The sequence below is a fragment of the Streptomyces sp. NPDC040589 genome (assembly GCF_055594445.1).
Genome location: NZ_JBVIWP010000016.1, coordinates 17,849 through 41,808, shown reverse-complemented (window position 1 = coordinate 41,808; position 23,960 = coordinate 17,849). Strand labels below are relative to the sequence as shown.

The window sequence follows — 23,960 nt, the reverse complement described above, 5'->3', positions numbered from 1 at the left end:
TTGAACACGCCTGTTCGGGTCTGCTTGGGTGTCGACTCAATGGCCGCCATCCGGTGGCGTATTGGGGGGAATGGTTTCTGTGCTGGGCCGGCAGCGGGGCATGAACACGCCATACGACGGGCGACCTCACCGGCCCCTTCCGTCCGCCTGGATCCCGCACCGCCACTGAGCGGGCGGGCCAGGCGATCCCGGTCTCACACCCTTCACACCCCTTGATGCAGACCTGAGGAAGGTGCATGAGGTACTTCCGTCTGCTCGTTCTGGGCAACGGCATCTCGGCGTACGGCAGTTACCTGAACATGGTGGCGCTGAACGTCTTCGTCTACGACGCCACCGGCAGCGCGCTGGCCGCCGGCCTCTTCATGGCCGTACGCCTGGCGACCAGTGTCGTGTCGGGCTGGGTGAGCGGCCGGCTCGTCTCGGCCTACGACCGCAAGCGCCTGATGGTCGGCGCCGACCTGTGCCAAGCCGTGGCCCTGCTGTCACTGCTGCTCGCCCCCGACGGGATACGCCCCGGACTGCTGTACGTCCTGGCCGTGGTCACGGGCGGCTGCTCGACGCTCTCCCAGGTGGCCCTGCGCAGCAGCATCCCCGAAATCGTCGGCGCGGAACACCGCGTCCGGGCCAACGGGCTGCTCGTGACCGGACGTTCGCTCGCCATGATCGCCGGCTTCGCCTCATCGGGCGTGGTCGTGGCGCAACTCGGCTACTCCGCGGCGTTCGCGCTGGACGCCGCGACCTTCCTGGTCTCCGCGACCATGCTCTTCCTGCTGCCCGTCCGCACCCGGTCGGCCACCGACCCCGCGGGCGCCGGCTCGGCGAAGGACTCCGGCGCCGCGCGCTGGACGGCCCGGATGCTGCTGGGCACCGCACCGGTACTCATGGCGATGGTGGCCATCCGGGCGGTCGACGGGCTGGGCTCCTCGTCCCACAACGTCGCCCTCCCCATCTACTCCAGCAGCCTGGATCCCGACCATCCGGCCACGTTCATCAGCCAGTTCTGGGCCACCTGGGCCATCGGCAACATCGTCGCCCAGCAGGTCATCGGCCGGGTCACCAAGAAGTCCGGACAGACCCCGGGGGAGCGGGCCTTCGCGCTCGGCGCCTGTGTGATGTCGGCCGGCTTCATCGTGGTCTTCAGCGGGCTGCCGACCGTGCCCGCCGTCATCGCCGCGCTCGTCGCCGGAGCCGCCGACGGATTCACCGAGATCGTCTACGTGTCGAGGCTGCAGACCGCCCCCGACGAGCAGCGCGGCCGCCTCTTCGGACTCACCGCCTCGGTGGAGAACTTCGGGTTCGGGCTCGGCATGCTCGTCAGCGGCGCGCTCCTGGAGGCCTTCTCGCCACTGCAGGTGGTGGGCGCCTTCCACGGCCTCGCGATCGTCCTGTGCCTGATCCTCCTCGGCTGGCTCTCGCGCCGGGGCAGGGGAGCCCCCGGCCCGCCCGCGGAGGAACCGGCCGGCCGTGACCAACCGACGGTGACGGAGGGACGCGGCTGATGAGCACCAGCGACCCCGACCCGCGGATGGCCGTCATCGGCATGGCCTTCCGGCTGCCCGGCGCCGACACGCCCGAGGACTTCTGGCGGATCATCCGCGACGGCACCGACTGCATCACCCGCTTCACCGACGAGGAACTCGCCGCCGCCGGTGTGCCTGCCGAGGAGTACGAGGCGGAGGACTTCGTCGGCGCCTCCGGGCTCCTCGACGGCATCGCCGGCTTCGACGCCCAGCACTTCGCGATGAGCCCCCGCGAGGCCCAGCTCACCGACCCGCAGCACCGCATGTTCCTGGAATGCGCCCAGCACGCCCTGGAGAACGCCGGCTACCCGGGCGAACGGGACGGCACCCGCGTCGGCGTCTGGGCCAGCACCGGCTACCACCTCTACACGATGCAGAACTACCTGCTCAACAACGTCCTGCCCAGCGGGCCGGCGCCCGACTGGACCTCGGGCATGCAGGTCACGGTCGGCAACTACGCCGACTTCACCGCCACCCGGGTCGCCTACCGGCTGGGCCTGACCGGACCCGCCGTCAACGTCCAGACGGGCTGCAGCAGTTCGCTGGTCGGCGTGCAGTCGGCCGCTCAGTCACTGCTCATGGGTGACTGCGACATCGCCCTCGTCGGCGCCACCGCCGTCCATGTGCCGCAGGTCCTGGGCTATCGCTACGTCAAGGGCTCGATCCTCTCCCGGTCCGGCCGCCTGCGGGCCTTCGACGCCGGCGCCGACGGCACCGTGGGAGGCACAGGCGTCCTGGCCGTGGTCCTGAAGCGCCTGGCGCGGGCGGAGGCCGACGGCGACACCGTCCACGGCGTCGTCCGCGGCTGGGGCATCAGCAACGACGGCGCGGACAAGAAGGCGTTCACCGCCCCGAGCGCCCGGGGCCAGCGCGCGGCCGTCCGCCAGGCCCTGGCACGCGCCGGCGTCGGCGCCGACACCATCGGCTACCTGGAGACCCACGGCACCGGCACGCTCAAGGGCGACCCGATCGAGTTCGACGGCGCCGCAAGCGCCTACCGCGAGGACACCGACCGCGACGGCTACTGCGCCCTGGGCTCGACCAAGGCCAACATCGGCCACCTCGACGCCGCCTCCGGACTGGCCGGCCTCGTCAAGACCCTGCTGGTCCTGCGCCACGGTGTCATCCCGCCGATGGCGAACTTCAGCGAACCCAACCCCCTCATCGACTTCGACCACAGCCCCTTCTACGTCCCCCGGACCGCCCGGCCCTGGCCGGAAGGCGACGTACCCCGTCGCGCGGGCCTCACCTCACTCGGCGTGGGCGGCACCAACGTCCATCTGATCCTGGAACAGGCCCCCGAGCCGGCACCCAGGACCGGCGACACCGCGCCGCCGGAGGTGCTGCTGGTCTCGGGGAGCAGCCGGGAGGCCCTCGCGGACAACGCACGCGCCTTCCGCGACCGGTTACGTCAGCCGCCCGCACCGCACCTGGCGGACCTCGTCACCACCGCCGCCCTCGGCCGCGCCCACGGCCGTCACCGCCTCGCGGTCCGCGGCGCCACCCCGGCAGCCCTGGGCGAGGCCCTCGACGCCTGGCTGACCGGAACCGCCACGGCGGCGGTCACCACGGGGACGGCATCCGGGGAGGGCACCCCGCGCGTGACGTTCCAGTTCACCGGGCAGGGCAGCCAGTACCCCGGAATGGCCGACGCCCTCTACGCGCGTTACCCCGCGGTACGCGAAGTGCTCGACACCTGCGAGCAGCACTACCGCGACCTCACCGGCGATTCCCTGCTCGACGCGCTGCGCACGGCGGACCCGGCGGACGTGCCGGGGCAGGGGCCGGTCGGGGGCACGGACACCGCACAGCCCGCGCTGTTCGCCCTGCAGTGCGCCCTCGTCCGGCTGTGGCGCGACGCCGGTGTCGAACCGCACGCCGCGACCGGCCACAGCGTCGGCGAGTACGCCGCGCTGTACGCGGCCGGAGCCCTGTCCCTGGAGGACGGGCTGCGCCTCACCACCGAACGAGGCCGGCTGATGCGGCTGCGCTGCGCACCCGGCGCGATGGTCGCGGCGCCGATCGACCGGGCGGCCGCCCTCGCCCTGGCCGCCGAGGTTCCAGGGCTGGAGCCGGCCGTGAGCAACGGAGACCGGACCCAGGTGCTCGCCGGGCCCGTCGCCGCCGTCGACCGGGCGTGCGCACTGCTGGACGAACGCGGCACACCGGGGCAGCGGCTGCCGGTGACCCGCGCCTTCCACACCGCCTCGATGGAACCGATGCTGGCGGAGTTCGAGAAGGTCCTCGACGACGTGGACTTCCGGCCGGTGCGCATCCCCTTCGTCAGCGCCCTGGACGGTGCGACCCGCCCGCCCGGCTGGATCCCCGGCACGGACTACTTCCTACGCCATACCCGCGAGCCCGTCCGCTACGACGAGGCGTTGCGCGGCATCGGCACCGAATCGCCCGGCGCGTTGCTCGAGATCGGGCCGCACACCACCCTCAGCGGTCTGGCCCGCCGGGCGCTGCCCGACGTACCGGCGCTGCCGTCCCTGCGGCGCGGCACCGGACTCGGAGCCCTCTGGGGTGCGGCGGCGGGACTGCACTGCGCCGGAGCGGACGTCGGCTGGGACGCGCTCCTGGCGGGCAGTGGTGGCAGACGCGTCCCGCTGCCCGGATACCGATTCCAGCACAAGGACCACTGGATGGGGCACCGGTCGACGCCCCCGAGTACGAGAACAGCAGCGAGAAAGGGAACCGAAGTGGTGCAGCAAGAGGCAGCGGTCGCACGGGTACTCCGGAGCATTGTCGAGGCGACCGCCCGGCACCTCGGCGGGGATCCGTCGGCGATCGTCGGCGACGCGAACTTCTTCGACCTCGGCGCCGACTCGCTGCAGATGATCAGTGTGCTGCGGGAGCTGGAGCAAGCGCATCACGTCAAGGTGACGATGAGACAGCTGCTCGAGGAGACGGGCACGCCACGTCGGCTGGCGGAGTTCATCGTCGCGCACATGCCGGACGCGACCGGGACAACGCCGACCGAACCCCCGGTCCAGAGCGCCGAGCCGGCACAGCCTGTGGCACCGGCACCGGTCCCCACTCCCGTCGCACCCGCACCCGCACCCGCACCCGCACCCACTCCGGATCCCGCCCCCGCCGGCACGGCCTCCGCTCCCGAGTACGCGACCCGCGAGGAACTGGAGGACCTCGCCCACAAGATCCAGCAGATGTCGCAGATACAGCTGCAGATGATGTCCCAGCTCTCCCAGCTGCTCGCCCTCCAGACCGCCTCGGTGACGGACCGGCTCAACGGCAAGGTGGCCAAGTGACCGGGCTGAACGGCATTTCCGCGGCACTGGACCAGGACCTGGCGGCGATGACCGAACTGTCGCAGCGCATCGCCGAGCAGATGGGCGGAACCGCAGCTCCGGCCCCGCAGCCGCCGCGGGTCCACGGACCCCGAGTGACGGTCGCGAAATCCTCCGGCATGGTCCAGGACGTCTCGCCGCACACCCAGCAGGAGCACCTGACCGACCTCGTACGCCGCTACACCGCCAAGACGCCGACCTCCAAGCGGATCGCCCAGCGCTACCGCCGCGTCCTGGCCGACAGCCGCGCCGTCGTCGGCTTCCGCAGCGGCACGAAGGAGATGCTGTACCCCCTCGCCGGCCGCCGGGCGAGCGGGGCACGGCTCGAGGACGTCGACGGCAACGAGTACGTCGACATCACCATGGGTTTCGGCGTCCTGCTCTTCGGTCACGAGCCCGACTTCGTCACCGAGGCCGTGCGCGAGCACCTGTCCCGGGGCATCCAGCTCGGTCCCCGCACCATCGAGACCGGCGAGGCGGCGGAACTCCTCGCCGACCTCACGGGGCTGGAGCGGGTGGCCTTCGCCAACTCCGGTACGGAGGCGAACTCGGCGGCCATCCGCCTCGCCCGCGCCGCCACCGGCCGCGACAAGATCGTCTCGTTCCTGGGCGCGTACCACGGCCACGCCGACAACGTCCTCGGCCGGTCCTCGAACAGCGGCACCGACCAGATCACCGTGCCCGTCTCCCGGGGCATCCCGCAGGCCGCCGTCTCCGATCTGCTGGTGCTCGACTACGGCAGCGAGGCCGCCCTGGAGACGATCGCCCGCAACGCCGGCGACATCGCAGCGGTCGTCGTGGAGCCGGTGCAGAGCCGGCACCCCGAGCTCCAGCCGGTCGAGTTCGTGCGCAGGCTGCGGGAGCTGACCCGCCGCCACGGCATCGTGCTGCTCTTCGACGAGATGCTGACCGGCTTCCGCCCCGCACCCCGCGGAGCACAGGAGCTGTACGGCGTGACCCCGGACCTCGCCACCTACGGCAAGCTCCTCGGCGGCGGCTTCCCCATCGGCGCCATCGCGGGCCGCGCCGACATCATGGACGGCGTCGACGGCGGCCACTGGTCCTACGGCGACGACAGCTACCCGCCCGCCGACACCACCTTCTTCGGCGGCACGTACATCCAGCACCCGGTGTCGATGGTCGCCGCCCGCGCCGTACTGACCCACCTCAAGGAGCACAGCCCGCACCTCCAGGAGCGCCTCAACGCGCGGACCGCCGAACTGGCCGCGACGCTGAACGGCTTCTTCGAGGCCGAGGAGTACCCGCTGCGGATGAGCCACTTCGGCTCCCAGTTCCGCTTCGAGCACCGAGCCGACATGGAGCTGCTCTACCACCATCTGATGCTGCGGGGCGTGCATGTCTGGGAGTGGCGCAACTTCTTCCTGTCCACCGCCCACTCGGACGGCGACATCGAGTTCATCGCCGACGCCGTACAGGACTCGCTGCGCGAACTGAGGTCGGCGGGCTTCTTCCCGGGGACGCGGCCCGTGGCACCGAACACGGCACCGCCGAAGACAGAACCGCCGAAACCGGCACCGGCCACTCCCGCACCGACAGCCGCCCCCGTGGCCTCCATGGCCTGGAACGCCGCGGCAGTCACCGCGCCACGCACGGCACCCGCGAAGGAAGTCGTCCCGCGCACGCCCGACTTCAGCGTCTACTTCTTCGGCGACTACCCGCAGGACACCGCCACGCCCCGCACCGGGCAGTACGAACTCCTCATGGACGTCGCCCGGTTCGCCGACCGGCACGGCTTTCACTCCCTGTGGATGCCCGAACGGCACTTCCACTCCTTCGGCGGCCTCTTCCCCAACCCGGCGGTGCTCGCCGCCGCGCTGTCCCGCGAGACCGAACGCATCCGGCTCAACGCGGGCTCGGTCGTCCTGCCCCTCCACGACCCCATCCGGGTCGCCGAGGAGTGGTCGATGGTCGACAACCTCTCCGGAGGGCGTGTCGGCATCGGTGTCGCCAGCGGCTGGAGCGCCAACGACTTCGTCTTCTTCCCCGACCGCTTCGGCCGGCACAAGGAACTGATGTACGAACAGCTGGAAGAGGTAAGGAAGTTCTGGCGCGGCGACGCCCTGCGCCGGGCCGGCGGGGACGGTGAGGCCGAGGTACGGCTCTTCCCCCGGCCGGTGCAGGACGCCCCGCCCCTGTACACCGCCGTGGTCGGCAACCCCGCCTCGTACGAACTCGCCGCCCGCCACGACCTGGGCATCGTCACCAACCTGATGACCCAGACCGTCGAACAGCTCCGGGACAACATCGCCCTCTACCGCCGCACCCGGGCCGCACACGGCCTGGACCCGGACGCCGGGCGCGTCGCCGTCCTGCTGCACACCTACCTCGCGCACGACCACGACACCGCGCGGACCGAGGCGTACGAACCGCTGTCCCGCTACATGCGCGCGTCCCTTTCCGTGTTCAGCGGCGTCACCAACAGCCTCGGGCACAGCATCGACCTGGCCGACCTCAGCGAGGACGACCTGGACGCCGTGTTCCGCCGCGCCTACGGCCGTTACTGCGACCAGCGCGCCCTGATCGGCACGGCGGACAGCGTGCGGCCGGTGGTGGACGCGGTGACCGCGGCCGGCGCCGACGAGATCGTCGCCCTCGTGGACTTCGGCGTCGCGGAGGACGCGCTGCGCGGGGGTCTGCCGCACCTGGACGCCCTGCGGCGCCGCTACCGGGAACCGGCTCCCTCCGCTCCCTGTGACGCGCCGTTGTCGCCCGGCCAGGAACGGATCTGGTTCCTGGAGCGGCTCCTTCCGGGACGTACCGCCTACAACGAGGTCAAGGCCATCCGCCTCGACGGCGAACTCGACGTACCCGCTTTGCACGCCGCACTGCGCGGACTCGTCGCCCGTCACGAGGGGCTGCGTACCGTCTTCCTCGAAGCCGGAGGGGAGCCCCGGCAGGTCGTGCGGGCTTCCGCTGAGCCCGACTTCGAGATCGTGGACGGCGCGCTCCAGGACGTCCTCGCGGCCGAGAGCACACGCCGGTTCGACCTGGCGGACGGCCCGCTGTTCGTCACCCGGCTGGTCAGGCTCGCCGAGACGGAGCACGTCCTCGTGCTGTCCCTGCACCACATCGTGGTCGACGCGGCCTCCGCCACCGTTCTCGCCCGCGACCTGTCCGCCCTCTACCGGGCCGAACGCGAGTCCACCACCCCCGACCTCCCGGCCCTCACCTGGAGCTACGCCGACCACGCCCGGGAACTGGCGGCGTCCGCGAACAGCCCCGAGACCGAGGAGGACCTGGCCTACTGGCGCCGCACCCTCGGCGGCGAGCTGCCCGTCCTGGCACTTCCGACCGACCGGCCCCGCCCCGCGACGATGACCTCCAACGGCCGGGCGGTCTTCCACACACTCGACCCGGAACTCTCCCGTCGCCTGCGCGAGTTGAGCCGCACGCGCCGCAGCACCCTGTTCATGACCCTGCTCGCCGGATACGCGACGATGCTGCACCGGATCACCGGACAGACGGACATCGTCGTCGGCACCCCGATCTCGGACCGTCCCGAGCGGGCCGAGCACCTGCTCGGCTTCTTCGTGAACACCCTCGCGCTGCGCCTCGACCTGTCCGGAGACCCCGCGTTCTCCGCGCTGCTGGAGCGCGTGCGCACGGTCGCCCTCGACGCCTACGACCACGCGCGGGTGCCCTTCGAGACGGTGGTACGCGAACTCGCCCCGACCAGGGCGGTGGACCGGACCCCGGTGTTCCAGGCCTTCGCCGAGTTCCAGCGCGCCGAACCGTTCCGCTTCGACCTGCCCGGCATCGGGGCCACCCCTATGGACACCGGCCCGGACAAGTCCCTCACGGACCTCACCGTCTACTTCACCGACCAGCCGCACGGCATCCGCTGCCATCTGGAGTACAACACCGACCTGTTCGACCAGCACACCGTCGACCGGTTCTTCGCCGTCTTCCAGGACCTGCTCACGGCGGCGGTCGACACCCCCGAGGCGCCCCTGTCACGGCTCGCCGCCGCTGCCGTCGACTCAGGGGCCGAGGGCGACCCCGTACCGCCGTCCTGGCAGCACGGCCCTTCCCGCCCGTCGGCGGACACCACCGTCCACGCCCTCGTCGCACGGCAGGCAGCCGCGCAGCCGAACAGCACGGCGGTGCTCAGCGGAGACTCGCGACTGACGTACCGCGAACTGGACGACCGGGCCGAGCAGTTGGCCTCCGCCCTGCAAGCGCGGCACACGACGGGCGGCGACGCGGCGGGGACGGTGGCCCTGTGGCTGCCGCGCTCCGCCGACCTCGTCGTCGCCATGCTCGCCGTGCTGAAGACGGGCCGCGCCTACGTCCCGCTCGACCCCTCCCTCGGCCGGGCACGCGCCGAACAGGTCATCGCCGAGTGCGGGGCCGGGACACTGGTGTCGACACGCGAAGAGGCGGCCGCCCTGAAGCTGCCCGGGCACGTGACCGTCGTACCGCCGGACGCGACCGCACCGCGCCCGCAGGGCTTCGCGGCAACCCCCGACGACCGGTCCCCGTGCTGCGTCCTCTACACCTCGGGCAGCACCGGCACGCCCAAGGGCGTCGTGGTGGCACACCGCGGCGTCGTCGACCTGTGCGAATGGCAGCACCGGCGCTTCACCTTCACCCGGGCCGACCGCAGTGCCGTCGTGTGCAGCCAGAGCTTCGACGCCTCGCTCCTGGAGATCTGGCCGGCGCTGACCGCGGGAGCGTCGGTCGTCATCGCCGACGAGGAACTGCGCAGGGACCCGCGGTCCCTGGCCCGGTGGTACGCCGAGCAGGGCATCACCTTCTCGATCCTGCCCACCGCCCTCGGCGAACAAGTGCTCCGCCTGCCCCCGGCCGACCAGCCGCCCCTGCGTCACCTGCTGCTCGGCGGCGATGTGCTGCGCACCCGGCCGCGGCCCGAGGCGCCGTACGAGACGGTGAACGTGTACGGGCCGACCGAGGTCACCGTGCTGTGCACCACACACACCGTGCCCCCGCAGGGCGAGGACCCCGCTGCCGCGATCGCGCTCGGGCGCCCGGTCGACAACGTGACGCTGAGCGTGCTCGATGCGTCCGGCACCCCGGTGCCCGTCGGCACGGTGGGGGAGTTGTACGTCGGCGGCCCCGGCGTGGCCCTCGGCTATCTGCACCGCCCCGAACTCACGGAGGAGCGCTTCCTGCCGGACCCGCACGGCGGCCCGGACGCCCGCCGGTACCGCACCGGCGATCTGGTCCGCTGGAGCGGTGACGGGACGCTGGAGTTCTGCGGCCGGGCCGACGACCAGGTGAAGATCCGGGGCTTCCGGGTCGAGCCGGAAGAGGTCTCCCGCGTGCTCAACGCCCTGGAGGGGGTGCGCGAGGCGGCCGTGCTGGCCCGCCGTAACGACCGCGGCGAGGCCTACCTCGCGGCCTACGCCGTCCCCGCCGACCCGATCGGCACGGCGGCCGACGACCGGCAGGCGTTCGCCGACCTCGTGGCCGAGGAACTGGCGGCCCGGCTGCCGGAGTACCTGGTTCCGCGTGCCTGGCGGGTCCAGCCGGACCTTCCCATCACGGGCAACGGCAAGCTGGACCGATCCGCGCTGCCGGCGCCCGACCTCGTCACCACGGCCCCGAGCCCCCGGCCGGGCACCACCGTCGGCGACGCCCCGGAGACCGGTCGCCGCACGGAGGTCGAGGGGCGCGTACGGCGGCTGTGGGCCGACGAGTTCGGCATCGACGCGGACGCCCTCGCGGCCGATGCCTCGTTCTTCGACCTGGGCGGCCACTCGATCACCGCGATGCGGTTGGTCAACCAGGTCCGAGAGGAGTTCGGCACGGAGTACCCGATGCTGAGCTTCTACCAGGAGCCGACACTGCGGGCCATGACGGCCCAACTGGCCCTGGCAGCGGGCGAGATGCCGTCGGGCCCGGGTCCCGAGCCCGACGAAGGACCCGGCTCGGTGGAACGCCGGGCACCCGCCACCGCTCAGCAGTCCCGTTTCGCCGCGGTACACGCCGAACACAGCCTGCCCCAGGTCTTCAACGTCGCCCTGCGGATCACCCTCTCCGGAGACCTGGACGCGGCGGCCCTGGGCACGGCCCTGACCGGCCTCGTCGAGCGGCACGAGGGACTGCGGACCCGTCTGGTCCCCAGCGGCGACGGCTGGGAACAGCAGGTGCTCCGGCCCGGTGCGGTGGAGCTGCCGATCGAGGACCTCACCGCACGGCCTGCGGGGGAACGGCAGACAGCCCTGGACAAGGCCGCCACGGAGGCCACCGAAACACCGATCGACCCCGCCCACGACGCGCCGATGGCCGTGCGCCTCCTGCGCACCGGGGAGAGCACCTGGGTCCTGCTCCTCGTCCTGCACCACTCCGCCTGCGACGGCTGGTCCGTCAGCCTGCTGCTGAAGGAACTGGCCGTGCTCTACGGCGCTGCCGTGCGGGGCGAACCTCACGCCCTGCCTCTCGTGGAGTGCCAGCCCGTGGAGTACGCCCACTGGCAGCAGGGCCAGGCGGACAAGGCCGCCGACGAACGCAAGCTGCGGTTCTGGCTGCGCGAACTCGACGGAGTGCCGTTCAACGTCGACCTGCCCCTGGACCGCCCGCGGCCCGAGAAGCCGAGCGGCCGGGGCGGTGCCGTGATGTTCACCGTGCCGGCCGAGGTGCGGACCGCCGTCGAACGCCTGGCACGACAGCGCGGCACGACGCCCTTCGTGGTCACGGCGGCGGCCCTGGGCCGGCTGCTCGCGCAGAAGTCGGGGCAGAGCGACGTCGTGTTCAACATCTCCTACGCCAACCGTGAACGCCGCGCGTTCGAATCCCTGCTGGCCTGCACGATCACCGGTTTCGCGCTGCCCGTGCGCGACGGAGCCGCCGGTTCCTTCGCCGGCCTCACGGACCGTATCGCCCGCACGGCGGTGGAGTGCATGGACCGGGCCATGCCGGTACGCCTGATCGCCCCCGCGCTGCGGGAGCGCACGGGCGTGGCCGTGCCGGACCGGCTGGACGTCGGCTTCGCCTACCAGAGCTCCCTGGACGCGGAGATCGAACTGCCCGGGCTGACCACGGCCATCGAGGACCTCGCCCCCGCCGCGTCCCGCACGGAACTCACCTTCGGCCTCGTCCCGGCCGGGGACCAGCTCCAGGGCTTCGTGGAGTACTCGGCCGACCTCTGGGACCGCACCACGATCGAAGGCTGGACCCGGGACTACGTCGCCCTCCTGCGCGACGAGACCGGCAGCGCGCTCGGGGGCTGACCCCGGTCCGTGTCGCCGCCCCGAGGGACGGCGACACGGACCACGCCCGTCGACCACGCGCGCCGGGACGTGCGTCTCTATGCATTGACAGGTCCGTACCAACACGGCACGCTCTGAGAGCGCTCTCAAAACTTCCCGCATCGGCCCCCTGTCCGAACGGAGAAAGAGCATGTTACGGACCCTCAGACGCCGGGCCACGGCCATCGGACTGTCCCTCGCGACGGTCCTGAGCGGCTCACTGCTCGCAACCGGGGCCGCCGCGCCGGCCCAGGCCGCCGTCCCGGCGACGATCCCCCTGAAGATCACCAACAACTCGGCCCGTGGCGAGCAGGTGTACATCTACAACCTCGGCACGGAACTGTCGACCGGACGGCAGGGCTGGGCCGACGCGAGCGGCACCTTCCACCCCTGGCCGGCGGGCGGAAACCCGCCGACCCCCGCACCCGACGCATCGATCCCGGGCCCGGCCGCGGGCCAGTCGAAGACGATCCGCATGCCGAAGTTCTCCGGCCGCGTGTACTTCTCCTACGGCCAGAAACTGGTGTTCAGGCTGACCACCGGCGGCCTGGTCCAGCCCGCCGTGCAGAACCCGGCCGACCCCAACCGGAACATCCTGTTCAACTGGTCGGAGTACACACTCAACGACTCGGGCCTGTGGATCAACAGCACACAGGTCGACATGTTCTCCGCGCCCTACGCGGTAGGAGTGCAGCGAGCCGACGGAAGCACCGCGAGCACCGGCCGGCTCAAGCCCGGTGGATACAACGGCTTCTTCAACGCCCTCAGGGGGCAGCCCGGAGGCTGGGCCAGCCTGATCCAGACCCGGTCCGACGGCACCGTGCTGCGCGCCCTGTCGCCGCTGTACGGACTGGAGACCGGCGCGCTGCCGGCCACCGTCATGGACGACTACATCAGCCGCGTCTGGCAGAAGTACTCCACCTCGACCCTGACGGTCACGCCGTTCGCCGACCAGCCCGGCACCAAGTACTACGGACGGGTCTCCGGCGGCGTCATGAACTTCACCAACAGCGCCGGCGCCACCGTCACCCGCTTCGAAAAACCGGACGCCGCTTCGATCTTCGGCTGTCACAGGAGGCTGGACGCGCCGAACGACCTGATCCGCGGCCCGATCTCACGCACCCTGTGCGCCGGCTTCAACCGCTCCACGCTGCTGGTCAACCCCAACCAGCCGGACTCCGGCGCCGACGCCTTCTACAAGGACAACGTCACCAACCACTACGCCCGCAAGATCCACGCGCAGACGGTCGACGGCAAGGCCTACGCGTTCGCCTTCGACGACGTCGGCCACCACGAGTCACTCGTCCACGACGGCAGTCCGCGCCAGGCCTATCTCACCCTCGACCCGTTCAACTGACAGCAAAGTTGACGGTTCAGCAATTCTGAAAATCAAATACAACTTTACTGTTCCTTGGTGTAGATGAACTGCGGTTTACGTGAGCCTCATTGACACCACGCGGTGACTGCAGACCCTCCCGTAACAGGAGGGTCTGGTCACTGTCCCCCATGCGATGGTGAGAGGCACCAACGAAATGACGATGAATCACACCCTGCGATACGGCGGACGCACGCTGGCGTTGACGGCGACGGCGCTCGGGGTGATCGCGACGGCCGTGCCCGCCGCGGCCGAGGAACAGCCCACCGCGGAGCAGATCATGGCCGACTGCGCTTCCGGAGAGGGGAAGTGTTCCTTCAATTCCCCGGAGCTCGGCAAGGCGTACCTCGGTGCGCCGCGTCAGGTATCCGAACTGCTCTTCAACTGCACCGACTCACCCGCCGCCCAGTCGATGTCATGGGCCGACACCGTCGGCTCCTCCCACTCGGTGGGAGGCTCGGTCACCGTCGGCGGAGGCATCGAAGGCATCATCACGGCCAGTGTCACCGCGACGTACAACTACACCTGGCAGAGCTCGCACACGGAGACGAGTTCCTTCACCGTGAACGTGAAGCCGGGAGAAGTGGGCTGGATCTCCCGCGCCCAGGTGATGCAGCGGATATCCGGCACCTGGCAGACCCACTACGACGACCCCAAGTGGGATCACTACTACTGGTTCGTCCCCGACGTGGTCACCGGCCCGGCCCCGAACGGCACGGACGGCAAGCACAGCGCGGTCGTGGTCAAGTCCCGCAAGATGACAGCCGACGAGAAGAAGCTGTGCTCCACCGGCGACACCCAGGACAAGGTCTTCACCAGGTCATGAGCGTGTTCGGTGGGGGCCGACGGCCTTGAGCTCTTCCTCTCGCGCTGCCAAGTCATGACCGTCGGTTCCGTGCCGGTCTGTTTCGCCGCCACGGTCTTCGTCATCGAGGAAGAGGGCTGGCACTTCGGCCTCGTCCTGAGTTGCGTTCTCCCGCTGATCGCCGCCTTCCTGGGGATCCGCGGCAAGCGGGAGATCCGTGCGGGGACGGCGGTCGCGGGGCTCGCCCTCGCGCTCGCCACGCTGCCGTTGACATTCGTCGTGGCGTCACTCGGCGGACCGTGACGCGATCCGCCCGCCGTACGGTGCACCGGTCCCGTGAAGTACCGGTGAAAACCCTGTGGAAGCGGTGTCAGTGGGGCGGTCTATGCTGCTCCGGACGATCACGCGGGACCAGGGGAGGGCGCGGCATGTTCGGCAAGCTGTTCGGGAGGGGTGCGGAGAGACCGGCGGCCGATCCGCACGCCCTTCCCGTCCCGCGCAGGCAGAAGAACGGCATGTACACGCTGCGCGCGCTCGGGGACGCGCGCGTGCTCGCACTGGTGGAGGCGGCCGACGCCGGTGACTGGGAGGCGGTCAAGGCGGCGCTGGCCCCCTTCGACCTCGGCCGCGATCACCTGGTCCTCGGCGAACTGGCCGACCTGGACGGGGTGCAGAACTGGATCGGCCGGGCCGTCGAGGAGGACAAGGAACACCGGGCGACGGCCCTCCTGATATCCGGGACACGCCACATCAGCTGGGGCTGGGAAGCACGCACAGCCGACCGCGCCGTGAACGTCACGCAGGAGCAGTGGCGGGTCTTCCACGAGCGGCTCGAGATCGCCGAGGAGCAGCTGCTCGAGGCCGCCGAGTTGCGGCCGGACTGGGTCACCCCGTGGCGCCGCCTGCTCACCTCCGGCCGTGGCATGTCGCTGGGCCCCGCCGTCAACGAGACCCGGCTCGAAGCCGCCCTGCGTCGCGACCCGCTGGACCTGGAGACCCACGTCGAGCGGCTGTCGCAGCTGCAGCCCCGCTGGGGCGGCAAGCCGGGGCAGGCCCTGGCGTTCGCCCAGGAAGCCGCCTCCCGAGCCCCGGAGGGCCACCGCCTCGGCTGCGTGATCGCCATGGCGTACATCGAGGAGTGGGTCGAGTCGGAGCGCGGGGACTACCTCGAAACCTCCGAGATCCAGGCGCAGTTGCGAGAAGCGGCCGACCACAGCATCCTCCACCCCGCCTACGTGTGGCGCCCGGGCTGGCAGCACGACTTCAACATGTTCGCCATGGCCCTCTCGCTGGCCGGTGAGCGCCACACGGTCCGGCGCGTCTTCCAGACGCTGGACGGTGCCTACACCAAGTGGCCCTGGACCTACTTCGCGGACCCCGAGAAGCAGTTCGCCCGTCACCAGCGCCGCGCCTGAGCGCACGCCGTGCCCGCGCGCCACCCCCACCGCCGGGCCTGAGCGCACAGCGCTCCCACCCGCCCACGTCACCCCTCCCACCCGGACTGCTCTGATGACTCTGCCCGACACCGCCGCGAACCCGGCCGGCGCCGACCGCACCTTCCAGGTGGATCTGCGCGGCCTCGTCGACCTCCTCTCCCACCACCTCTACTCCAGCCCCCGCGTCTACCTGCGTGAACTGATGCAGAACGCGGTGGACGCACTCACCGCCCGGCGGGCCCTCGAACCGGACGCCCCCGCCGACGCCTTCGGCATCCGCCTGCACGCCGACGGCTCGGTGGTACGCGTCGAGGACGACGGCGTCGGTCTCACCGAGGCCGACGTGCATACCTTCCTCGCCACCATCGGCCGCAGCAGCAAGCGCGCAGAGCGCATAGCCGAGCAACGCGCCGACTTCATCGGCCAGTTCGGCATCGGCCTGCTCTCCTGCTTCCTGGTCGCGGACGAGATCCACGTCCTCAGCCGCTCCGCCCGCACCCCCGACGCACCCGCCGTGGAATGGCGCGGCCGCGGCGACGGCAGCTACACCGTCCGCACCCTGCCCGCCTCCGCCCGCCCCCGCCCCGGCACCACTGTCACCCTGACACCGCGCGCGGACGCGGGCGAGTGGACCCGCCCGGCCCAGGTGCACGCGCTGGCCCGCCACTTCGGCTCCCTGCTGCGCCACCCGGTGACCTTCGACGACAGCACAGGCAGCACCGGTGGCGCAGTCGGCCCGGGAGCGTCCGTCAACCCCGAGCCCGCCCCCTGGTCCCGTACGTACCCCACCCCGGGCGCCCGCTCCCGCGCGCTCGCCGCGTACGGCGAAGAGGTCTTCGGATTCACCCCGCTGGACACCATCGAACTCGACCTTCCGGCCGTAGGCCTGAAGGGCATCGCCTGCGTGCTGCCCGAGACGGTGCCGGCCGGACGCCGCCACGGCCACCGCGTGCACGTCAAGGGCATGCTGCTGTCCGAGCAGGCCGAGGAGATCCTGCCCGAGTGGGCCTTCTTCGTCCGCTGCGTCGTCGACGCCGAGAGCCTGCGCCCGACCGCGTCCCGCGAGTCCCTGTACGAGGACGACACCCTCGCCGCCGTCCGCGACGCCCTCGCCGAGCGGCTGCGCGCCTGGATCGCCCGGGCCGCCGCCAGCGACCCGGACCTGCTCCACCGCTTCCTCCAGGCCCACCACCTGGCCGTGAAGTCGCTCGCCGTGCACGACGACGAAATCCTGCGGATGCTGCTGCCCTGGCTGCCGTTCGAGACCACCGACGGGCACACCACCCTCGACGAGTTCGCCCGCACCCACCGCACCGTGCTCGTGACATCGAGCGTGGAGGAGTTCCGGCAGGTCGCCGCGATCGCCTCGGCCGCCGGCCTCGGCGTCGTCAACGGCGGTTACACCTACGACCGGGAACTGGTCCACCGGCTCCCCGAGATCAGGCCCGAGGCCGCCGTCGCCGACCTCGACCCGGCGACCCTCACCGCCCACCTCGACCCCGTCGACCGGGAGACGGAGCTGGCCGCCGCGGCCTACCTCGCCCAGGCCCGCGACGCCCTCGCCGTCTTCGACTGCGACGTGGCGCTGCGCACCTTCCAGCCCGCCTCCGCACCCGCCCTCCTCGTCGACAGCCGCGAGGCACGCCACGAACGCACCCGCTCCCAGCTCGCCCGCGAGCAGGAGGGCGGCCTGTGGGGCGACATCCTCGGCGCCCTGCGCCAGGAGGCCCCGCGGGCCCAGCTGATCCTCAACCAGCTCAACCCGCTGGTGCGCACCGCCGTCACCATCGACGAACCCGAACTGGCCCGCACCAGCGCCGAAGCCCTCTACGGGCAGGCAGCGATGCTGTCCCGGCGCCCGCTCAGACCCGCCGAGTCGAGCCTCATCAACCGCTCCTTCCTCGACCTCCTCGCCCACGCCCTCCGCAAGGACAGCTGACGATGCCGACCGCACCCCATCCCCAGAACACGGACGAGCTGTACCAGGCGCTCCAGGAGAACGACCGGCGCCCCTACGGCCGCACCCGCACCGTCACGGCCGAGGAACTTGTCGACGCCGCCGAGCAGTTCGCCGAGACCGTCCCGCTCGTCCACGCGCTCCTCGAACTGCAGGAGGCGTACACCTACGGCTCCGAACCCCGGAAGTCGCCCGTCGTCTTCGCACGCCTGCTGGCCCTCTTCGACGAGCAGCCCGACGTCTTCGACGAGCGCCTGCGCCACATGCTGTTCTGGCGGTTCAAGTGGGTCGCCAACGCCTTGCGCGCGCTGCCCGAGATACCCCTGGCCAGCCTGCGCCAGTGGCAGCAGGAGATGCGCGACCGGTACGAGAAAGCCGGCCTCGGCCTCCAGCCCTACTACGGACAGGCGTACCAGCTCGCCGTCCACGTCGGTGAGAACACCACCCTCGCCTACGAGCTGTGGGCGAGCCGCACCCGCACCAGGCTGAGTGACTGCGAGGCCTGCGAAACCTGCGAGCGCGCCCTCCACCACCTCACGGCCGGCGACGACGAGCGGGCGCTGCGCGCCTGGGAACCCGTCCTGGCCGGGAAGGAATCCTGCCAGGAGGAACCGGCCCGCTCCGTCTCGTACGCACTGCTGCCCCTGCTGCGCACCGGCGGCACCGACCGGGCCCGCGAACTGCACCTCGCCGGGTACCGCGGCTGCCGCCGCAACCCCTCGATGGCCCAGGAGGTCGGAAGACACCTGGAGTTCTGCGCGCTGACCGGCAACGAGGCACGCGGCCTGGAACTGCTCGCCGAGAACCGGAGCCTGTTCGACGAGGTGGACTCGCCGCTGGACCTGCTCGGCTTCCTCACCGGCGTGGAGGTCCTCCTCCAGCGGGTGGAGCTCCTCGGCCACGGCGAACTGCCCGCCCCCGGCTACGCGGGCCGCACCTGGACGGTGGCCGGCCTGCGCGCCGAGGTGCGGAGCCGCGCCGACGACCTCGCCGCCCGCTTCGACACCCGCAACGGAACCACGGCCCACACCGACCGCCGCGGGGCCCGCCTCGACCGCGCCCCGCTCCTGGAGTCGCTGGAACTGACCCTGCGGCCCCGCAGCCTCGACGACGTGGCCCCGGCCGCCCCGGTGGCCGCGACCGCCGCCCGCACAGCGGCCGCCGTCCCCGAGTCGCTGCCCGAACTCATCCGCCGGGCACGGACCCTGGACGAGCAGGGACACCCGGACGCACAGGCCTGCTGGGCGCGGCTGCGCACGCTCGTCGCCGCCCGTGACTACACCCACCCCGACGACCCGGCCGTGGGCCCGCTCGTACTGCTGCGCGCGGACCTGCTGGCCGAAGAGGCCAACCGGGCGGGCGAGAAGGACGAGTTTGCCGACTCGGCCGCCCTCCACGAGGAGGCCGCGGCCCTGTACGACGACGCCGCAGCGCCGGGTCACGCGGCGCTCGCCCGCGCCTGTGCCCTGCTCGCCACGGCCGAGCTCCCCGCGGAGGACGCCGACGAAGCCGGGACGAAGGCCGCCACGCTGACCGCCGCCCACGCCGCTATGGTCCGCCTGCACGAGGAGACGCCCGACCTCGCCCCGTACCTGGAGGCCCGCCTGCTCCGGATGCGGGCCACCGCCCTCGCCCTGCGCCTGCAGACATCGCGAAGCGAGGACCACATCGCGCCGGTCTTCGCGGAGGTGGACCAGCTGCACGCGTTCGCCACCCGGCACGACGTCGCCGGCCAGGTCTCCGGCGCCCTGCTGCTGCGGGCCAGCACATACGCCATCTCCGGCGACCTGCCCGCCGCGGTCACCGAGATCGACGCCCTCCTCGACCGGCTGAAGGCGCAGGGCCCCGCCTGGCATCTGCCCCGCACGCTCGGACTGCGCGGCCGGCTCCAGCTCGGCCTCCAGGACGCCCAGGCCGCGCACGCGGACCTGACCGAGGGCCTGCGACTGGCCGCCGACTGGCCGGCCGACACGGTCGACACCACCCGCCTCCACGGCGATCTGGCCGAGGCCTGCATGCACCTGGGCCGTCCCGACGAGGCACTGCGGCACCTGACGCGCTCCGCGGAGCTGGACCTCCGCCGCGGCAGCCGCACGGACGCGTTCTGCGCCTACGGCAACGCGGCCCAGCTCAGCCTCGACCTGGGCCGCGTCGAGGACTGCATCGCCCTGCTCGACTCCCTGCTGGCCGAACCCGACGCCGCCGGAGAGCTGGACGACCGGCTCGTCGCCCAGCTGCGCCTGACCCGCGCCCGCGCGCTGCACGCGGGGGAGGATCTCAAGGCCGCCACGGCGGAGTTCGTCGCCCTCGCGGCCGAGTCGGCCGGCTGGGACGACGACCCGGGGAGCCACGCCATGATCGCCGCCGAGACCGCCGTACTCCTCGGCGAGTCCGGCGAGTTCGGCCGGGCCCGCGAAGTCGCGGACCAGGCACGCGCCGCCCATGCCCGGGCCCCGCGCTACGAGCAGCTCAGCAACTGCCTGCGCGAACTCGCCCGCCTCCAGGCCCAGCAGCAGGGACCCGACGGCCTGCCCGACGCCCTCGCCCTGCTCGCCGACGCGGGCCGGATCGCCGACGAGGCCCGCGCCGCCGAGTACGAGGCACGCGGCCGCTCCCTGGACACGGCCCTGGCCTACGAATACGGGCGGGTCAACGCCTACGCAGGCGAGTACGAGGACGCGCTGGCCGCCCTGGACAAGGCCCTCACCCTGCTCGGCGAGCCGGGAGAGGAGGACGACCGAGCCGAGGAATGGGCCGAGTGCGTCCGCCTCGCGGGTGCCGTGGAGGGCATCTACCTGGAACGCCCCGCTCCCGCCCTCACCCGCCTCGACGCGGCGGTCTCCCGCCTGACCGCCCTGGGCCACACCGAGGAGACCGAGTCGCTGACGTCCTTGGCGGCCCGACTTCGCGACGAGGAGTGACCCGGCGGGGGTGAGCGCCCCGCCCACGGCGGGCCGCACCGGCACGGGCATGCCGTCGGCCGACGGCGGGCAGAGCTGAACCAGGTCTACGGAAGGTGGCGTTGTGCCCGGAGTCCAGGTCTGCTCGCTCAAGGTCGACACCCCTCAGCTCATCGCGCCGGGAACCACGTACAAGATCGTGCGGTTCCCCTTCGGCGCGGCGGAGCCGACGGACACATTCGAGATGCACCAGGCCGTCCAGCCCGACGGCTACGTGGTGAGCAACTGGGCGACAGACGACCGCAGCGGCCTGATCTGGCCGTCCAAAGCCGGCTGGGGCCATCTGCACGCGATGATCCAGTGGGAGTCCGCCAGCGGCACGGGCGGCTACACCGAGCTGCGCGACCAGTACGTCCGTGACCCGCTGGGCCTGACGCCCAACCCCAACGACACCACGGCGACCGAGCACCGCACACCGACACCAGGAGGCCAGTACTACGTCAAGAACCACGGCATCTTCGTCGCCCCGGGCACCCCGGTCGCACTCCGCGTCACGCACAACGACGCCGCCTCCCGCCTCCTGACCCTCGCCGAGTTCAAGCTCGTCATCCACGACGCCGCCTAGCACTCCGGGCATGCCGATTCCACCGGATGCCTGACCGCCTCGTGTGAGCGGACGGGCAATGTGGGACCGATGCTCCATGCGCATCGTGCTCACCGGGTCGACCGGACACACCGGCTCCGCCGGACGCCGCCCACGGGCCGAGGGCACGCACGCCCTCGTCGGCCGCGCCCGGCGGCGGCCCGGCGGCCCCGACGCATGCGGCCACCCGACCTGCCAGACTCCTCAGGCGCTGGAAGCGGCGAGGTGACGCCGGTGACCACCGACGCGGCCAACACGGCCGACACGACCCCGGCCCGCCCCAGACCGCCGCGTGTGCTCGCGCTGCTCGCCGCCGCCCACGGCGGGCCCGCTCTGGCGGTCACCGTCATCACGGGCCTGCTGGCGCTCCGCGGCGGCCTGCACCCGTTCCCCGCCGTCGCCGTCACGGCGGCGGTGTTCACCGGCCAGCTCACCATCGGCTGGGGCAACGACCTGCTCGACCTCGCGCGCGACCGTGCCGTGGGCCGCACCGACAAGCCGTTGGCCGTCGGCTCCCTCCCGGTCGGCTGGGTGGCGCGGGCCCTGGGCGTGGCCGCGGTCGCCTCCCTCGTGCTGTCCGCGCTCGGCGGCTGGCGCAGCGCCCTGGTCAATGTCGTCCTCGCCACCGGCGCGGGCCACGCCTACAACCTCGGGCTCAAGGCGACCCCGTGGTCCTGGGCGCCGTACGCGTGCGGCTTCGGGACGCTGCCCTCGGTCGTCACCCTCGCCGGCCCGGCCCCGGACTGGGCTCCATGGTGGATGACCGGTGCCGGCGCCGCGCTCGGCGTCGGAGCGCATCTGCTCAACGTGCTGCCCGACCTCGCCGACGACGAACGCACCGGTGTCCGCGGCCTGCCGCACCGGATCGGCGAACACCGCTCGCGCGTGCTGGCCGCCGTGCTGCTCACCGCCGCCTCGGTGCTCGCCGTGGCCGGTCCCGCCGGTTCCCCTCCCGCGTGGACATGGCCGGCCCTGGCCCTGGTGGTCGTCCTCGCGGTGGTCACGCTGTGCGCCCGCGGGCGCGCTCCTTTCCGCGCCGCGGTGACCATCGCGCTGCTCGACGTCGTGCTGCTGACAGCCGGCTGATGGCGCGGCAGACCTCCCGACCGCCCCGGCGGCCCCACTCGACCGCGCCGGCCGGGTGCTCGCCGCCCCCCACCGCCCGATCCCAGGAGCCAGCATGACCATGCGCGTCCTCAGCGTCCGCGGCACCCTGCCCGAGCACTGCCACCGGCAGGAGGAGATCACCGAGTCCATCACCACCACGCTGGTCGGGAACACGATCGATCGCGGCGTCGTCGAACGGTTCCACCGCAACGTGGGTGTCGAGACCCGGCACACCGTGCTCCCGCTGGAGGAGTACGGCCGGATCGTGGATTTCGGCCAGTCGAACGACGTCTTCATCCGGGCCGGCGTCGAACTCGGCGGTCGCGCGGTCGTCGACGCGCTGAAGAGCGTCGATCTCACACCGGCCGACGTCGACTACATCGTCTCGTGCACGGTGACCGGCCTGGCCGTGCCCTCCCTCGAGGCCCGCGTCGCGGCGGAGATCGGGCTGCGCCCCGACGTGGTGCGCCTTCCTCTCGTCGGCCTCGGCTGCGTCGCCGGCGCGGCCGGCATCGCCCGCCTGCACGACCTGCTGCGGGGCCGCCCGGACGCGGTGGCGGTGCTGATGTCGGTCGAGTTGTGCTCCCTCACGCTCCAGCGCGACGACACCTCGGTCGCCAACTTCGTGGCCAGCGGGCTGTTCGGGGACGGCGCCGCGGCGGTGGTCGCAGTCGGGTCCGAGCACCCTCTCGCACAGTCCGACGACCCCGCCGCTCCCGAAGTCCTCGCCTCGCGCAGCCGTCTCTACCCCGACTCGGAACGCATGATGGGCTGGGAGATCGGCTCCGGCGGGTTCAGAGTCGTGCTCGACTCCGCGGTCCCCGACCTGGTGCGCCGCCACGTCGGCGACGACGTCCGCGGCTTCCTCGCCGATCACGGCCTGACCTGCGGCGATCTCGACTGGTACGTCGCGCACCCCGGCGGCCCCAAGGTCCTCGAGGCGTTGCAGGACGCCCTCGGCGTCGAGCGGGAGGCGTTGGGCGTGACCTGGGACTCGCTGCGCCGGATCGGCAACCTGTCCTCCTCCTCGGTGCTGCATGTGCTGGCGGACACGCTCGCCGACCGACCGCCACCGCCCGGCTCCTACGGGCTCATGCTCGCCATGGGCCCCGGTTTCTGCTCCGAACTCGTGCTCCTTCGCGCACCGGGCGGTGGGCAGTGACCAGCGAGACCCTGTTCACGATCCTGGTGCTGGCCGTGGCCCTGGAGCGGGTGGCCGAACTGGCCGTCTCGCGCCGCAACGCCGCGTGGAGCCTCGCGCGGGGCGGCGTGGAGTCCGGCCGGGGGCACTACCCGTTCATGGTGGTGCTGCACACGGGCCTGCTCGTCGGCGCCCTCGCGGAGGTGTGGCTGAGCCGCCCGGACGTCGTACCGGTCCTGGCCTGGACCATGCTCGTCCTCGTCGCGATCGCGCAGGGGCTGCGCTGGTGGTGCATTGCCACCCTCGGCCGGCAGTGGAACACCCGGGTGATCGTCGTACCCGGCGCCGCGCGAGTGACCGGCGGACCCTACCGCTGGATCCCGCACCCGAACTACGTCGCCGTCGCCGTCGAAGGGCTCGCGCTGCCCCTCGTCCACTCGGCCTGGGCCACGGCGATCGTCTTCACCGCGCTGAACGCATCCCTGCTCGCCACCCGCATCCGCGCCGAGGACGCCGCCCTGGCACGGCTGGCCTGA

Annotated in this window: 14 protein-coding genes; all 14 read left to right on the top strand. The window is 72.1% G+C overall.

From position 1 onward, the window contains the following. Positions 1 to 236: 236 nt before the first annotated feature. The 14 genes from ACZ58V_RS40055 (at position 237) to ACZ58V_RS39990 (ending at position 23,960) form a co-directional block, all read left to right on the top strand. Entirely contained in the window at positions 237 to 1,499 is a 1,263-nt protein-coding gene (locus tag ACZ58V_RS40055; protein WP_471296207.1) for an MFS transporter, read from the top strand. Then, positions 1,499 to 4,789: a type I polyketide synthase gene (locus tag ACZ58V_RS40050; RefSeq protein WP_471296205.1), complete on the top strand. Its 3,291-nt coding sequence runs from the start codon at positions 1,499 to 1,501 to the stop codon at positions 4,787 to 4,789. Before ACZ58V_RS40055 ends, ACZ58V_RS40050 begins: the two co-directional genes overlap by 1 nt. Next, a complete protein-coding gene (locus ACZ58V_RS40045) occupies positions 4,786 to 12,042 on the top strand; it encodes a MupA/Atu3671 family FMN-dependent luciferase-like monooxygenase (protein WP_471296203.1) in 7,257 nt (2,418 codons plus the stop codon). Before ACZ58V_RS40050 ends, ACZ58V_RS40045 begins: the two co-directional genes overlap by 4 nt. 169 nt (positions 12,043 to 12,211) lie before the next feature. Next, on the top strand, positions 12,212 to 13,417 hold the full coding sequence (locus ACZ58V_RS40040) for a glycoside hydrolase family 64 protein (protein ID WP_471296201.1): 1,206 nt from the start codon (positions 12,212 to 12,214) through the stop codon (positions 13,415 to 13,417). A 181-nt stretch (positions 13,418 to 13,598) separates the two neighbouring features. Continuing rightward, a complete protein-coding gene (locus ACZ58V_RS40035) occupies positions 13,599 to 14,261 on the top strand; it encodes a hypothetical protein (RefSeq protein ID WP_471296199.1) in 663 nt (220 codons plus the stop codon). Positions 14,262 to 14,315: 54 nt separating this feature from the next. Continuing rightward, the gene (locus tag ACZ58V_RS40030) at positions 14,316 to 14,543 is read left to right on the top strand and encodes a hypothetical protein (RefSeq protein WP_468198034.1); all 228 of its coding nucleotides are present in this window, start codon (positions 14,316 to 14,318) and stop codon (positions 14,541 to 14,543) included. A 125-nt stretch (positions 14,544 to 14,668) separates the two neighbouring features. Further along, positions 14,669 to 15,655, top strand: a complete 987-nt coding sequence (locus ACZ58V_RS40025) for a hypothetical protein (protein WP_468198032.1) — start codon at positions 14,669 to 14,671, stop codon at positions 15,653 to 15,655. Positions 15,656 to 15,749: 94 nt separating this feature from the next. Beyond that, positions 15,750 to 17,615, top strand: a complete 1,866-nt coding sequence (locus tag ACZ58V_RS40020; RefSeq protein WP_471296196.1) for an HSP90 family protein — start codon at positions 15,750 to 15,752, stop codon at positions 17,613 to 17,615. 2 nt (positions 17,616 to 17,617) lie between these two features. Next, positions 17,618 to 20,554 carry a hypothetical protein gene (locus tag ACZ58V_RS40015; RefSeq protein ID WP_471296194.1) on the top strand — a complete coding sequence of 979 codons (2,937 nt, stop codon included), beginning with the start codon at positions 17,618 to 17,620 and terminating at the stop codon, positions 20,552 to 20,554. Between the two features lie 103 nt (positions 20,555 to 20,657). After that, positions 20,658 to 21,158 carry a hypothetical protein gene (locus tag ACZ58V_RS40010; RefSeq protein WP_471296191.1) on the top strand — a complete coding sequence of 167 codons (501 nt, stop codon included), beginning with the start codon at positions 20,658 to 20,660 and terminating at the stop codon, positions 21,156 to 21,158. A gap of 76 nt (positions 21,159 to 21,234) precedes the next feature. Continuing rightward, entirely contained in the window at positions 21,235 to 21,405 is a 171-nt protein-coding gene (locus ACZ58V_RS40005) for a hypothetical protein (RefSeq protein WP_471296189.1), read from the top strand. 5 nt (positions 21,406 to 21,410) lie between these two features. Beyond that, positions 21,411 to 22,262 carry a UbiA family prenyltransferase gene (locus ACZ58V_RS40000; RefSeq protein WP_471296187.1) on the top strand — a complete coding sequence of 284 codons (852 nt, stop codon included), beginning with the start codon at positions 21,411 to 21,413 and terminating at the stop codon, positions 22,260 to 22,262. A 94-nt stretch (positions 22,263 to 22,356) separates the two neighbouring features. After that, positions 22,357 to 23,445, top strand: a complete 1,089-nt coding sequence (locus ACZ58V_RS39995; protein WP_468198019.1) for a type III polyketide synthase — start codon at positions 22,357 to 22,359, stop codon at positions 23,443 to 23,445. Next, positions 23,442 to 23,960 carry an isoprenylcysteine carboxyl methyltransferase family protein gene (locus ACZ58V_RS39990; protein ID WP_471296184.1) on the top strand — a complete coding sequence of 173 codons (519 nt, stop codon included), beginning with the start codon at positions 23,442 to 23,444 and terminating at the stop codon, positions 23,958 to 23,960. The genes ACZ58V_RS39995 and ACZ58V_RS39990 overlap by 4 nt, the downstream gene beginning before the upstream one ends.

Excerpts from the sequence above, each read along its gene's own strand:
- ACZ58V_RS40055 (WP_471296207.1), top strand. The coding sequence starts at position 237 with ATGAGGTACTTCCGTCTGCTCGTTCTGGGCAACGGCATCTCGGCGTAC.
- ACZ58V_RS40050 (WP_471296205.1), top strand. The coding sequence starts at position 1,499 with ATGAGCACCAGCGACCCCGACCCGCGGATGGCCGTCATCGGCATGGCC.
- ACZ58V_RS40040 (WP_471296201.1), top strand. The coding sequence starts at position 12,212 with ATGTTACGGACCCTCAGACGCCGGGCCACGGCCATCGGACTGTCCCTC.
- ACZ58V_RS40035 (WP_471296199.1), top strand. The coding sequence starts at position 13,599 with ATGAATCACACCCTGCGATACGGCGGACGCACGCTGGCGTTGACGGCG.
- ACZ58V_RS40030 (WP_468198034.1), top strand. The coding sequence starts at position 14,316 with ATGACCGTCGGTTCCGTGCCGGTCTGTTTCGCCGCCACGGTCTTCGTC.
- ACZ58V_RS40025 (WP_468198032.1), top strand. The coding sequence starts at position 14,669 with ATGTTCGGCAAGCTGTTCGGGAGGGGTGCGGAGAGACCGGCGGCCGAT.
- ACZ58V_RS40020 (WP_471296196.1), top strand. The coding sequence starts at position 15,750 with ATGACTCTGCCCGACACCGCCGCGAACCCGGCCGGCGCCGACCGCACC.
- ACZ58V_RS40015 (WP_471296194.1), top strand. The coding sequence starts at position 17,618 with ATGCCGACCGCACCCCATCCCCAGAACACGGACGAGCTGTACCAGGCG.
- ACZ58V_RS40005 (WP_471296189.1), top strand. The coding sequence starts at position 21,235 with ATGCGCATCGTGCTCACCGGGTCGACCGGACACACCGGCTCCGCCGGA.
- ACZ58V_RS39995 (WP_468198019.1), top strand. The coding sequence starts at position 22,357 with ATGACCATGCGCGTCCTCAGCGTCCGCGGCACCCTGCCCGAGCACTGC.